Origin of the sequence: Chryseobacterium salipaludis (genome assembly GCF_022968825.1) — a bacterium.
In the GTDB taxonomy this organism is placed as follows: domain Bacteria; phylum Bacteroidota; class Bacteroidia; order Flavobacteriales; family Weeksellaceae; genus Kaistella; species Kaistella salipaludis.
On record NZ_JALHKS010000005.1, the window covers coordinates 79,004 to 91,789 of the forward strand.

The following is a 12,786-nucleotide window of genomic DNA, read 5'->3' on the forward strand; positions in this document are numbered from 1 at the left end:
TTATTTTAATTAAAAAAAGCTTAATTTCGCAAAGAAAGTAAAGATGTCTATTCACAACAAAATAGTGGAAACGGCCATCACTTTCGATGACGTTCTGCTCATTCCCTCTTACTCCGAAGTCCTGCCGAATCAGGTTTCCCTCAAATCACGCCTTTCCGATAAAATCACGTTGAATGTTCCGGTTGTCTCCGCTGCGATGGATACCGTAACCGAAGCTGAAATGGCTATTGCCTTGGCGCGTGTTGGCGGCCTGGGTTTCATTCATAAAAACATGACCATCGAGGAGCAGGCTTCACAGGTGTACCGTGTGAAACGTTCTGAAAACGGAATGATCTCCGATCCGGTTACGCTGTCCAAAGACCACACGCTGGCGGAAGCCAAAGAACTGATGGCGCATTATAAAATATCAGGATTGCCGGTCGTGGATGACGACCAGAAACTCATCGGCATTATCACCAACCGCGATGTGAAGTATCAGGAAAATCTGGACGGAAAAGTGGAAGAACTGATGACCCGCGAAGACTTGATTACTTCTGATCGTGAAACTACGCTGGAGGAAGCCAAAGAAATTCTGCTTAAAAACCGGGTAGAAAAACTGCCGATTGTCGATAAGGATTTCAAACTTGTTGGGTTGATTACCATTAAGGATATTGACAATCAGACGGAATATCCCAACGCTAATAAAGACGGTAACGGTCGGCTGATGGTCGGCGCCGGTGTGGGCGTGGGCGAAGATACACTGGATCGTGTTACGGCACTGGTAAATGCCGGCGTGGATATTATTGCGATTGATTCGGCGCATGGCCATTCCAAAGGCGTGCTGCTGAAAATTGCAGAAATCCGAAGCAACTTCCCGGAACTGGATATTGTGGGCGGAAATATCGTAACGGCAGAGGCTGCCAAGGATCTGATTGAAGCCGGCGCCAATGTATTGAAAGTAGGTGTTGGTCCCGGTTCTATCTGTACTACCCGTGTCGTAGCAGGTGTGGGCGTACCGCAGCTTTCAGCGATCTACAACGTCTTTGATTATGCGAAGACGAAAAATGTAGCCGTGATTGCGGATGGCGGGATTAAACTCTCTGGTGATATTGTGAAAGCGCTGGCTTCCGGTGCAAGTGCGGTGATGCTGGGTTCTCTTTTAGCCGGCACGGATGAGGCACCGGGCGAGGAAATTATCTTCCAGGGGCGCACCTTTAAATCTTATCAGGGAATGGGTTCACTTTCTGCCATGAAACGTGGCGGCAAGGAGCGCTATTTTCAAAGTGAAGCCAAAAAATTTGTACCCGAAGGGATCGAAGGCCGTGTGCCGCATAAGGGAAAATTGGAAGATGTGGTCTTCCAGCTGACCGGTGGTATCCGCGCGGGAATGGGCTATTGCGGAACGCCTGATATTCCTACACTGCAAAACGACGGCAAAATGGTTATGATTACCGGCAGCGGCCTGAAGGAGTCGCATCCGCATGATGTGATCATCACCCAGGAAGCGCCCAATTATTCTCTTTAAAAGACTTTTTAAACCGTATTGTTCTAAAGCTGTAACAAATGTTGCAGCTTTTGTTGCTTCTCAAAATTTGTATCTTTACAATTTTATGAAAAAATTCTGGCCCTTATTTGTTCTGGTTATCTTCTCCTGTACTGAGCAGTATCAGGTGGTTCGGCGGCCGGCCGGCAGTCCTGCTCCTACAGCACCTGTAACCGGAATGTCAGAATTTGACAGGCTGATGGAAAAAGACAGGATTAATAAAAAACAGGTGACCGCAGAAGTGCTCACCTATCTTTTAAATGAACCTGATGCACGCGAACCCCGAACCGCAGCTGTGATTGAAAACAAATCTTTCTGCCCCATGATTCTGCGGATGAAGCGCAGCACTGATCAGTTTATTTACAGTTTGCCCATCCCGGCACAATCCAAAAATCAGTTTGTTATTGAAAAGGGGTACTATCAGCTTTCCTCAAGAATTTGCCAGGCGCATTATCTGGCGGAGAAAGAGATTACGGAACCTTTAATTTTAATTTTATCAGATCATTAATAAATAAACAATTGATGCGAGATAAATTATTCAAAAGTTAAAACTTCAAACAGTGATTTAACTCATACGTTTAAATTTTGAAACAGCTTTTAATTCGGATAACTTTGTCCTATTGAAAAACAGAAAAAATATCACAATGAAAAAAACAGCATTTATCCTGGCACTTGGCCTTCTCGGATTGCAGGCATGTAAAGAAAACAACACAGATGCTACCACAAAGTCCGGTAACGACCCGATGAGCATCCAGGTGAGCGGCGACGCTTTGAAGCACGAAATCCTGAAACCCCCAATGGTGCCTGCCGCAATCGGCGACCGCGCTGCAAAAAAAGTAATTGTACATCTGGAATCTACGGAGGAAGAAGGAACACTGGCAGATGGGGTAACTTATAAATTCTGGACTTTCAACAGTACAGTTCCGGGAACATTCATCCGTGTACGCGTGGGTGATGAAGTGGAACTTCACCTGAAAAATGCAAGCAACAGTGTAATGCCACACAATATTGACCTGCACGCGGTGAACGGTCCCGGCGGTGGTGCCGAAGCAACCAACGTGGCGCCCGGCAAAACTGCGATCTTTAATTTTAAAGCATTAAACCCCGGCTTGTATGTATATCACTGTGCCGCTGCACCGGTTCCCATGCACATCGCGAACGGAATGTATGGGCTGATCCTGGTAGAGCCGGAAGGAGGCTTGCCGAAAGTAGACCGCGAGTACTACATCATGCAGGGTGAGTTCTACACCAAAGGAAAAACCGATGAGAAAGGACTTCAGGAATTTGATCAGGACAAAGGTGTGGATGAAAATCCGACGTATGTAGTCTTTAACGGTAAAAAGAATGCACTGATGGGCCCTGAGGCTCTGGAAGCCAAAGTAGGTGAAACCGTGAGACTGTATGTAGGAAACGGCGGACCGAACTTGGTATCTTCTTTCCATGTGATTGGTGAAATCTTCGATAAAGTATATGTAGAAGGAGGATCTAAAATCAATGAAAACGTACAAACAACGGTGATTCCTGCCGGAGGTGCAGCGATTGTAGAGTTTAAAGTGGATGAACCGGGAGAATACATCCTCGTGGACCACTCGATTTTCCGCGCATTCAACAAAGGAGCGATCGGTAAACTGAAAGTGACCGGTGAAAAGAATCCGAAAGTTTATAATAAAGTTCAGTAATTGACTAACGCACATTTCATAAAAACTGCCGTACAACGCCTGATCATGCTGGTGCTGGGCGGCAGTTTATTTTTAGCAATCGCCTGTGAAGCACCCGCCACACCGGAAAAACCAGTTAAAAGAAGTCCGGTTACAGGACTGGCGCCCATCACGCCTACGGTTAAAATGGTGATCATCAAAGGTGGCAAATACCAGCCGTTTTACGGAGAGAATGGCATACTGGAGGAAGTCGATGATTTTCTGCTGGATGAAAGACCGGTGACTAATGCCGAATTTCTGGAATTCGTTAAACTGAATCCGCAGTGGAGGCGCAGCAATGTGAAATCTGTTTTTGCTGATGACACGTATCTGAAAGACTGGCAGGACGACGAAACCTTACCAAAAGATGCCGACCCGAATGCGGCCGTAACCTTTGTTTCCTGGTACGCGGCGAAAGCATATGCCAAGAGTGCCGGCAAAAGATTACCAACGCTGGATGAATGGGAATATGTTGCCATGGCGGATGAAGAAGTGCCCAACGCCCGTGAGAAACCAACGTATTCTTCGCACCTGGTTAATCTGTACAATCAGAAAAACCGCCAGTTGCATCCGGTGAAGGAATCTGCACCCAATTACTGGGGAGTGTACAATATGTTTGACCTGGTCTGGGAATGGACAGAAGATTTTAATTCCATCATGACGACCAGCGATTCACGCACCGCCGAGTTTGATGACAAAGGCTTATTCTGCGCCGCGGCGGCCACGACGACGACTGATGTTCTAAACTATGCCTCGTATATGCGATACGCTTTCCGGGCGAGCCTTAAAGCAAATTATACCGTGGGCAATCTGGGCTTCAGGTGCGCGAGAAACCTCTCAACCTTAGAAAAATGAAAAATATAATAGTCTGGATGTTCCTGATCTTGCTGACAGGATGTGTCCAGGAAAATAAACAGGAAGAAAAGCCGCTGGAAGAATCCATCTTCTTGCTGGAATCCAACTGGCAGAATCAGGACGGAAAAACCCTAAAACTACGGGACCTGAAAGGAAAAAACCTGGTGGTTACGATGATTTTTACACGCTGCGAAACCGCCTGCCCACTCCTGGTTAAGGATATGCAACAGGTCAAAGCAAAATTGGATAAGAAGCATCAAAAGGATACCGACTTTATTCTGGTATCTGTGGATCCGGAAAATGATACGCCCGAAGTTTTGAAAGCGTATGCACAGAAAAACAATCTTACCGACGGTTCCTGGAAATTGCTTCGGAGCAATGCGGAAGATACCCGTGAACTGGCGAATGTGCTGGCCACGAAGTATAAACAGATTACACCGATTGTGTTCTCACACTCGAATATTATTACGGTCTTTAACAAGCAGGGCGAAATGGTCAGCCAGGCAGAAGGAACAGTAAAAGATGAAGAAGTTGCCGCTACGGTCAACCAACTGCCCTAACGGGTGAGATTTAAATTTGAAGATAACTACCGCCCATTCGGCGGTAGTTTTTTATGGTTTTTCTTCTAACTCTTTTTCCAGCTGCCGGATCCGGTGCTCTGTTACTAAATCGCGCTTCCGGATTTTTTCAGCCGCATACTGCCGGTAGCCCGACTCGGTATTTTCCAGAAGGTAATCATATGGCCCGGCTGAGGAAATCAGCTTGACCAGTACAGGTGCAATTTCAAGACAGATGAACAAACCCATGATGAAACTGGCTGCTACTGCGATGACTGCTGAATTTTCACCTAACTCATCCAGAGCCTGTAACCGAGCGGCAAATCCGGTAAAACGATCCTCGGCAGTATCGGTTTTTTCTCTCTCTTTCTCCACATTGGAATATACTTTTGCCACTTCCTGATCCAGATAGTTTAATCGCGGAGCTATTTGCTTCTGATAATTTTCCAGATCCGCGCGCCGCTGTTCTTTCAGCTCGGCTTTTCGTTTGGCATTCGGACCATACCCTACTTTGCCACTGGTCAAGCCGCTCTCCTTTCCCAAAATTTCTTTCTCCAGTTCCACAGCAGCAGAGTCATAGGATTTCTGATAATCTGCAATTTTGGTCTGTATGGTCTGCTTTTCATTTGCGAAAGGAGTGGATTGCTGCAGAATGCGGCCGTTCATCTCCTTCTGCAACTGTGCTTTATTCCGCTGGATAATGGTATTCAACTGTTTGTTGACTTCCTTTTCAAATATTTTTAACTCCAGCGGCTTCGAGATAATTACTCCCAGAAAACCTGCCAGGATCAGCCGCGGTAAAGCCATAAGCAATTGTTGCCACCAGGCGCCGGTTTTTTTCATCGACGAGACGATATAGCGATCGAGATTAAAAATCATTAAACCCCACAGAACAGCAAACGCTACTGAAATCCAGGCATCATCAAATACCGTAAACATGGCATATCCGGCGGATAAAGCTGCAAAGACTGCCGTGAATAAAATAACGCCGCCGATACCGGAAAACTTATTCCATTCGGTGGGTGCTTTGCGTAACTGATGCACATTGCTGCCGGAGCAAGTCAGCAGGAAATGCTGCAAGGCATTTGGGCGTATATCAGCAGGTGAATGTTCTTTTATATTATTTTTCATAAAGTTTTAAATACAATATGTCTTCATAAACGCAACAATGTTACGGATAGTATTTGGTTTTACAAGGATCAGCACTCTTATAAAGGTATTTTTAAAATGAGTTCATTAAATTTCTGTTGTAAAATTACCGCAGCCGGTCCGGATTCTGTTTTAAGAAACTGTCCCAGCCCGTATAGCTTTTATCGGTAAGGGCGTTACCCGAATTAAAGTGATGACAAACCGCCACTGCCAAACCATCGGAGGCATCCAGGTACTTAGTGGGAAATTCCTTTAAATTTAAAAGTGTTTTCAGCATCCCGGCCACCTGTTCCTTGCTGGCATTTCCGTTTCCGGTAATGGCCATTTTAATCTTCTTGGGCGAGTATTCAGTAATAGGCACATCCCGGTATAAGGAAGCCGCCATCGCCACACCCTGCGCCCGCCCCAGCTTCAGCATGGACTGCACATTTTTACCGTAAAAGGGTGCTTCCAGCGCTACTTCATCCGGATGAAATTCATCAATTAAGGATAAGGTTCGCTCGAAGATATATTTCAGTTTCGTTTCGTGGTTCGGATATTTCTTAAGGATCAGCTCATGTATCGACAGCAAATCCATTTTGCTGCCCTGCACCGAGATCAACCCAAACCCCATCACCGTTGTCCCCGGGTCAATACCCAAAATAATTTTTTCTGTCACGCTGCAAATTTACAGCTTTCCCGACAGATGACTTCACTCCCGAAAAACCAAAATTCCGGCTGGCGCAGTGCTTGCAGTATTTGCATCACACAGTACAATACAAATTTTAAAATAAGAATTATGAATAATCAAACTTTGGTGCAGACCCTCGCGGAATGCATCGCCGCGTGTAATTATTGTGCGGATGCCTGCCTGGATGAAGAAAACGTATCGATGATGAAAGAATGTATCCGGACGGATCGTGCGTGCGCGGCAGTCTGTACAACCGTTCATCAGCTGGTAGTTTCTGGATACACGAACATCAGCGATTTAATTCAGGTCTGTATTCGGATTTGCCGTGAATGTGAACAGGAATGCGCGAAACACGCCGATATGCACGATCATTGCCGCCGCTGTATGGAAGCCTGCCGCAAATGTGCGGATGCCTGCGGGGAACTGGCGGCTTAATTGTTTTGTTTAAAAAAGAAACCTTCAAGGTTTTGAAACCTTGAAGGTTTAGATTTAAAACTTACATATTCCTTCTGTACTTCCCTCCCACTTCAAACAGTGCGGTGGTAATCTGCCCCAGCGAGCAGAATTTTACTGCTTCCATCATAACCTCGAAAAGGTTTTGTTGGTTGATGGCCGCCGTCTGCAGTTGCTGCAGCATTTCCTCGCTGCGGTCTGCATGCGCCTGTTGGAAGTTTTTCAGGTTTTTAATTTGTTGCTGTTTCTCTTCATCAGTGGAACGAATTACCTCACCCGGCAGCACGGTGGGTGAACCATCTTTCCCGAGGAAGGTATTCACGCCGATAATCGGATATTCGCCCGTATGCTTCAGCATTTCATAATGCATACTTTCTTCCTGAATTTTCGAGCGCTGATACATGGTTTCCATGGAACCGAGCACGCCGCCTCGTTCGGTGATCCGGTCAAATTCGGCATATACCGCTTCTTCAACGAGGTCGGTTAATTCTTCGATGATAAAGGATCCCTGCAGAGGATTTTCATTTTTCGCCAAGCCTAACTCCTTATTAATGATGAGCTGGATGGCCATGGCGCGACGTACGGAATCTTCCGTCGGCGTCGTAATAGCTTCGTCATACGCATTGGTATGGAGAGAGTTACAGTTATCGTAAATAGCATACAAGGCCTGCAGCGTGGTGCGGATGTCGTTGAAATCAATTTCCTGCGCGTGCAGCGAACGTCCGGATGTCTGGATATGATACTTCAGCATCTGGCTCCGTTCGTTGGCATTGTATTTAAACTTCATGGCTTTGGCCCAAATCTTTCTGGCCACCCGGCCGATGACCGCATATTCGGGATCAACACCGTTTGAGAAGAAAAAGGAAAGGTTAGGCGCAAAGTCATTGATATCCATGCCGCGGCTCAGATAGTATTCCACATATGTGAAACCATTTGCCAGTGTGAAAGCCAGCTGCGTAATCGGATTGGCACCTGCTTCGGCAATGTGATACCCCGAGATGGAAACCGAATAGAAATTCCGCACTTTCTGGTCAATGAAATACTGCTGCACATCCCCCATCAGACGCAGGGCAAACTCCGTGGAAAAAATACAGGTGTTTTGTGCCTGGTCTTCTTTTAAGATATCCGCCTGCACCGTTCCGCGCACCGTGGCAATTGTTTCTGCTTTAATTTTATTATAAACATCAGCTTCCACCACTTCGTCACCGGTGAGACCGAGTAATTTTAAACCCAGTCCGTTATTTCCCTTCGGAAGCTCGCCGGAATATACTGGTCTTCGCAAGTCCTGGTCGTCATATTTTGCTTTAAGAATTTTCTCGACGTTATCCCAAAGGTTATGTTCAGTCAGGTATTTTTCCACATTCTGATCAATCGCCGCGTTCATGAAGAAGGCCAGCAGCATCGGTGCCGGACCGTTGATGGTCATTGAAACCGAAGTCATGGCATTCACCAGGTCAAAACCGGAGTACAATTTCTTAGCATCATCCAGTGTCGCAATTGAAACACCGGCATTTCCGATTTTACCGTAAATATCCGGTGGCAAGGCAGGATCCTGGCCGTACAGCGTCACGGAGTCAAACGCTGTCGATAAGCGCTTGGCATCCATATCCGCAGACACATAATGGAAACGGCGGTTGGTTCTTTCGGGTCCACCTTCACCGGCAAACATTCGGGTAGGGTCCTCTCCTGTTCTTTTAAAAGGAAAAAGTCCGGCCGTGTACGGAAACTGTCCGGGCACATTTTCCTGTCCTTTCCAGCGAATCAGGTCACCCCAATCTTTAAATTTCGGCAACGCGATCTTTGGGATTTTCAGGTGAGAAAGTGATTCATATTTGGTTTCCACTTTAATTTCCTTGCCGCGCACAAAATAAGAAAAGGAATCGGCTGCCATTTCCTCGGTAAAGCTGTTCCAGTTTTCCAAGAACGAACTATTCTCTTCAGATAATTCCTTGCGCGTTTCTTCATAAGCAGACTGCAGAGCCTGCTGAACATGATCATGGTCTGCCAGCAATTGGCGGATGCCCTCCAGCTGATATAATTTGCGCGCAGTTTCCGCCTGTTCTTTCACCTGCTGATCGTAGGCATGGTTGCTTTCCACAATTTCGGAAAGGTAGCGTACACGCTTGGGCGGAATTACGGTACTGTCGTCGGAAACATTATGCTCTACAAATTCCCGAAAGCTGGCGGCGGTATCGCCATCTTTTTCCCGGAGTCTTTCGTTCACCTTGCGGATGAGTGCATTGTACAGCTCGGTGGTGCCCCAATCATTAAACTGGCTGGCTTTGGTCGCGAACACCGGCATTTCTTCCAGTTTCTGCTCAAAGGCCACATGATTGCGCTGGTACGTTTTGCGCACAGCCTGCAACGCATCGAGTGCGCCGCGCTTATCGGATTTATTTAAAGCAATCAGATCAGCATAGTCCAGCATATCGATTTTCTCGAGCTGCGTGGAAGCGCCGTATTCCGGTGTCATCACGTACATCGAGACATCAGCGATTTCGGTGATTTCGGAACCGCTCTGGCCGATGCCTGATGTTTCCAGAATAATGAGATCGGGATGCGCCAGCTTTAAAATATCCAGTGCTGAATGGATATAAGGCGAAACAGAAACATTATTTTCCCGGGTCGCCATGGAACGCATATACACGCGGGAATCGTGGATCGAATTCATGCGGATGCGGTCACCCAGTAGGGCACCTCCGGTTTTCTTCTTAGAGGGGTCCACGGAAATAATGGCAATTTTCTGGTCCGGGTTTGCACGCAGGAAACGTCGAACGAGTTCATCAGTCAGCGAGGATTTACCTGCACCACCGGTACCGGTTATCCCGATAATCGGGATATGAATATATTTTGCTTTTTCAGCGATGGCTTCTACCAAATCCGGGCGCTCATCGGAGAAGTTTTCCACGGCAGAAATTACTTCCGCAATGGATTTACTGTATTCAAACTGAATCTTGTCCAGGTCTGCGGCGGTAATATGTTCGCCGGTAGCAAAGTCCGAACGCTGCACCAAATCGTTAATCATTCCCTGCAGGCCCATTTCACGGCCATCATCCGGGGAATAGATACGGTCGATTCCGTAGTCCATCAATTCTTTGATTTCCTCGGGCAGGATAACGCCACCGCCGCCACCGAAAATTTTAATCTGGGGTGCTCCTTTTTCGCGCAGCAGGTCATAAATGTATTTAAAATACTCAGTGTGGCCGCCCTGATAGGATGTCAGCGCAATGGCATTGGCATCTTCCTGGATGGCGCAGTCCACCACTTCCTGGGCAGATTTATCATGGCCGAGGTGAATAACTTCAGCTCCGGTAGCCTGGATCATGCGGCGCATAATATTGATGGCGGCATCGTGGCCATCGAAAAGTGAAGCTGCCGTGACGACACGGACTTTATGTTTGGGTGTATATTTTTGAGGTTCCATACGGTAATTTTCGAAAGTTCCCAAAGATACCATTTTTTGAAATTTTGGAAGAAAGAAAGCCTTTCCGGTAAAGAAAAGGCTTTAATTAGCTTCAACGATAGCAACTAAAATTCATTAGCCATAGCGATAAGAACCCTCCACGTAGCACAAACACTTATTTAAAAAAATCAACGTTTCGTTACAGACCAGCTTCCTGTCCAGTCGCCCATTTTCCAGGTACCGGTTTTTTGTGCCAGGTTTCCGTAAAGAATGAAACCTGAGTTGGGCGAGGGTGTGTTGTAAATAGCGCCGCCATCGCCTACTTTGACGTAAAACAAATCCGTGCTTCCGCCGGCGGTGCGGGTTACTTCCACATTGCCGCTTTTGAAAACATTGAAAACGAGCGTTCCGGCACCATCACCGGTATACGTACCGGTCCATTTTCCCATATAAGGAGACTGATAGTTTTCCTGCGCCTGCTTTTCCTTTTCAAGGTCAAAGCGCGAACTTAGAAAATCGCAAGACCATAAGGCCCAACCTGTGAGCAGAAGAAGGTAAATTTTAAATAGTTTTTTCAAAGCAGGGATCTGATAAGATTATTGTTTTTTCAGAGTCCAGGTGCCACTCCAGCTGTTGTATTGCCAGGTACCGGACAGCTGATGTAAATTGCCGTACAGCCGAAACCCGGATTGAAAGACGACCGATTGCAGTGAGCCATCATCCCAAACTCTACCGGAATAATCGGCGGTCTCGGTGAAACTGGCGTTGGTTCTGCTAATGGTCGCTGCACCGTTTTTTGAAATTTCAATGATGAGGGAGCCCGCCTCGTCCCCGCTATAGGTTCCTTTGTACACGCCTTGATAGGTTGAAACATAATTCTGTTCTTCTTTGCGCTCAAAATAGTTATCGAGCAGTCCTTCGCAGGAAATAAGCGTGGCGCAACAGGAAAGGAGAAGAAGGAAGAATAAGTTATGTTTCATGTATTTTGTACTTGCAACCGAAGATAAGAAGTTTCAGCGGTAAATGGTTACTTTTGCGCTAAATTCTGAAATTATGCAGCGCGCACTTCTTTATACACTGGCCGGCACGGCACTGAGTTTTTTGCTGAACTGGCTTTTTCTGGGCAGCCAGGGCTGGGAACTGCACTTATATTATGGCTTTGCGTTCGGCCTGGCTTGGGGAACAGCCTATCTGCTGGACGATTTGAAATTTACTTTGCCGCAAAAACTGGGATATTCACTCCTGGCAATGGCCGCACTGCTGGGACTGGGCGCCCTTATTTTCAGTCTGGAGCTGGCCGTGCCATCAGTGATTAAATTCTCGATGGTGTTTGTGGTGTATTATCTGCTGGCGAGTTTCCGGCCGAGTAAGTCGATGCGGAGGTAGTGAGTGGTGGCGGAGTTTTTGAGTAATTGAATATTTGAGTGGTTGAGCGTTTGAGTATAGACTGCCTGCAAGCAGCATTCGACGGCTAACTATAATTTCAGAAAATGAATATTTAAATTTTTCATAGCTGTATCAATACAAACCTCCAAGGCTTATTTGGTTAACATTTATTCCTTTTGAAACTGACAAGTTGTTCTCTAAGCGTCCGTTATTGGAACACGCAGCTAAACTTCCCTTATATCTAACCAGCCCATCATTCAAGCAGCTATCAATCACTTTCTACTCAATTACTCACGTCTCAATTATTCATTATTCACTCACTTCACAACTAAACGAGCACCGCGATAGGGATTGCAGTGGAAATCCCGCAGGGCTGTCCGGAACGGCAGGCCGAGGAATTGCAACGAAAAGCCCGGCCCGAAGCGCAGGGAAAGGCAGTGGACGGGATCGCCCCAAATAATCATCAAAAAAAACGGCTTGCTTTCATTCCGATTTAAAATAGTGGATGACCACGCCTGCTGCGCAGAATCACTGCCGTACGCAATTGGAAATTATTTTCCATAAATTAAAAAAAATCCTTACCTTTGCACACCCGTTTTGGGGAAAATTATGTTTAATCGTAAACGAAAAAGTGTGAATACATTAAGTTACAAAACCGTTTCAGCTAACAAAGCTACCGCTAATAAAGAATGGGTTGTGGTAGACGCTGAAGGACAGCCTCTGGGCCGACTGGCTTCGAAGGTTGCAAAGATTTTGAGAGGTAAGCACAAGACGAACTTTACGCCGCATGCAGATTGTGGTGATAACGTAATCGTGTTGAATGCTGGGAAAGTAACCCTTTCCGGAAACAAGTGGGCAGACAAGACGTACATCTGGCATACAGGATATCCTGGTGGTCAGAAGTCGATGACGGCGCTGGAGCTTCAGAAAAAAGACTCCCTGAAAGTGTTGGAAAAATCCGTAAAAGGAATGCTTCCAAAGAACAAGCTGGGAACGCAGCTGTTCAAAAACCTTTATCTGTATGAAGGGACTGAGCACAAGCACGAAGCACAGCAGCCAAAAGAAATTAATATTAACGAATTTAAATAATTCCT

The 12,786-nt window shown here is 46.4% G+C and carries 12 protein-coding genes and 1 pseudogene; 8 read left to right on the plus strand and 5 right to left on the minus strand.

Annotated features, from left to right (window positions below; translation table 11 throughout):
- Positions 1–43: 43 nt before the first annotated feature.
- The 5 genes and pseudogenes from guaB to MVI27_RS09260 all read left to right on the plus strand — a co-directional run bounded on the left by guaB (position 44) and on the right by MVI27_RS09260 (position 4,634).
- Positions 44–1,504: an IMP dehydrogenase gene (guaB, locus tag MVI27_RS09240; protein WP_246961154.1), complete on the plus strand. Its 1,461-nt coding sequence runs from the start codon at positions 44–46 to the stop codon at positions 1,502–1,504.
- 85 nt (positions 1,505–1,589) lie between these two features.
- On the plus strand, positions 1,590–2,030 hold the full coding sequence (locus tag MVI27_RS09245; protein ID WP_246961157.1) for a DUF6759 domain-containing protein: 441 nt from the start codon (positions 1,590–1,592) through the stop codon (positions 2,028–2,030).
- A gap of 136 nt (positions 2,031–2,166) precedes the next feature.
- Positions 2,167–3,186: pseudogene (gene nirK / locus MVI27_RS09250) on the plus strand (copper-containing nitrite reductase); the annotation flags it as partial.
- 15 nt (positions 3,187–3,201) lie between these two features.
- Positions 3,202–4,074: a formylglycine-generating enzyme family protein gene (locus MVI27_RS09255; RefSeq protein WP_246961159.1), complete on the plus strand. Its 873-nt coding sequence runs from the start codon at positions 3,202–3,204 to the stop codon at positions 4,072–4,074.
- Positions 4,071–4,634, plus strand: coding sequence for an SCO family protein (locus MVI27_RS09260; RefSeq protein WP_246961161.1), 564 nt, complete (start codon positions 4,071–4,073; stop codon positions 4,632–4,634). The genes MVI27_RS09255 and MVI27_RS09260 overlap by 4 nt, the downstream gene beginning before the upstream one ends.
- Positions 4,635–4,685: 51 nt before the next feature.
- Here MVI27_RS09260 and MVI27_RS09265 read toward each other — a convergent pair whose 3' ends face one another.
- Positions 4,686–5,762 carry a DUF4407 domain-containing protein gene (locus MVI27_RS09265; RefSeq protein WP_246961163.1) on the minus strand — a complete coding sequence of 359 codons (1,077 nt, stop codon included), beginning with the start codon at positions 5,760–5,762 and terminating at the stop codon, positions 4,686–4,688.
- A 124-nt stretch (positions 5,763–5,886) separates the two neighbouring features.
- Positions 5,887–6,438, minus strand: coding sequence for a crossover junction endodeoxyribonuclease RuvC (gene ruvC, locus MVI27_RS09270; RefSeq protein WP_266213256.1), 552 nt, complete (start codon positions 6,436–6,438; stop codon positions 5,887–5,889).
- 120 nt (positions 6,439–6,558) lie between these two features.
- Here ruvC and MVI27_RS09275 point away from each other — a divergent pair, with 120 nt between their 5' ends.
- A complete protein-coding gene (locus tag MVI27_RS09275; RefSeq protein WP_246961165.1) occupies positions 6,559–6,885 on the plus strand; it encodes a four-helix bundle copper-binding protein in 327 nt (108 codons plus the stop codon).
- Between the two features lie 61 nt (positions 6,886–6,946).
- Here the strand turns inward: MVI27_RS09275 and MVI27_RS09280 are convergent, their stop codons facing one another.
- From MVI27_RS09280 to MVI27_RS09290, 3 genes are all read right to left on the minus strand, one after another.
- Positions 6,947–10,327 (minus strand): methylmalonyl-CoA mutase family protein, encoded by a 3,381-nt coding sequence (locus tag MVI27_RS09280; protein WP_246961167.1) that lies wholly within the window; start codon positions 10,325–10,327, stop codon positions 6,947–6,949.
- A gap of 167 nt (positions 10,328–10,494) precedes the next feature.
- Positions 10,495–10,884 carry a hypothetical protein gene (locus MVI27_RS09285; RefSeq protein WP_246961169.1) on the minus strand — a complete coding sequence of 130 codons (390 nt, stop codon included), beginning with the start codon at positions 10,882–10,884 and terminating at the stop codon, positions 10,495–10,497.
- Between the two features lie 18 nt (positions 10,885–10,902).
- Positions 10,903–11,286, minus strand: a complete 384-nt coding sequence (locus MVI27_RS09290) for a hypothetical protein (protein WP_246961171.1) — start codon at positions 11,284–11,286, stop codon at positions 10,903–10,905.
- Positions 11,287–11,359: 73 nt separating this feature from the next.
- Between MVI27_RS09290 and MVI27_RS09295 the strand changes: the two genes are divergently transcribed.
- Positions 11,360–11,692 (plus strand): hypothetical protein, encoded by a 333-nt coding sequence (locus MVI27_RS09295; RefSeq protein ID WP_246961174.1) that lies wholly within the window; start codon positions 11,360–11,362, stop codon positions 11,690–11,692.
- Positions 11,693–12,325: 633 nt separating this feature from the next.
- Positions 12,326–12,781, plus strand: a complete 456-nt coding sequence (rplM, locus tag MVI27_RS09300; RefSeq protein ID WP_246961424.1) for a 50S ribosomal protein L13 — start codon at positions 12,326–12,328, stop codon at positions 12,779–12,781.
- Positions 12,782–12,786: the final 5 nt, after the last annotated feature.

Coding starts and splice junctions, on each gene's coding strand:
- guaB (WP_246961154.1), top strand. CDS start 44: ATGTCTATTCACAACAAAATAGTGGAAACGGCCATCACTTTCGATGAC.
- MVI27_RS09245 (WP_246961157.1), top strand. CDS start 1,590: ATGAAAAAATTCTGGCCCTTATTTGTTCTGGTTATCTTCTCCTGTACT.
- MVI27_RS09260 (WP_246961161.1), top strand. CDS start 4,071: ATGAAAAATATAATAGTCTGGATGTTCCTGATCTTGCTGACAGGATGT.
- MVI27_RS09265 (WP_246961163.1), bottom strand. CDS start 5,762: ATGAAAAATAATATAAAAGAACATTCACCTGCTGATATACGCCCAAAT.
- MVI27_RS09275 (WP_246961165.1), top strand. CDS start 6,559: ATGAATAATCAAACTTTGGTGCAGACCCTCGCGGAATGCATCGCCGCG.
- MVI27_RS09280 (WP_246961167.1), bottom strand. CDS start 10,327: ATGGAACCTCAAAAATATACACCCAAACATAAAGTCCGTGTCGTCACG.
- MVI27_RS09290 (WP_246961171.1), bottom strand. CDS start 11,286: ATGAAACATAACTTATTCTTCCTTCTTCTCCTTTCCTGTTGCGCCACG.
- MVI27_RS09295 (WP_246961174.1), top strand. CDS start 11,360: ATGCAGCGCGCACTTCTTTATACACTGGCCGGCACGGCACTGAGTTTT.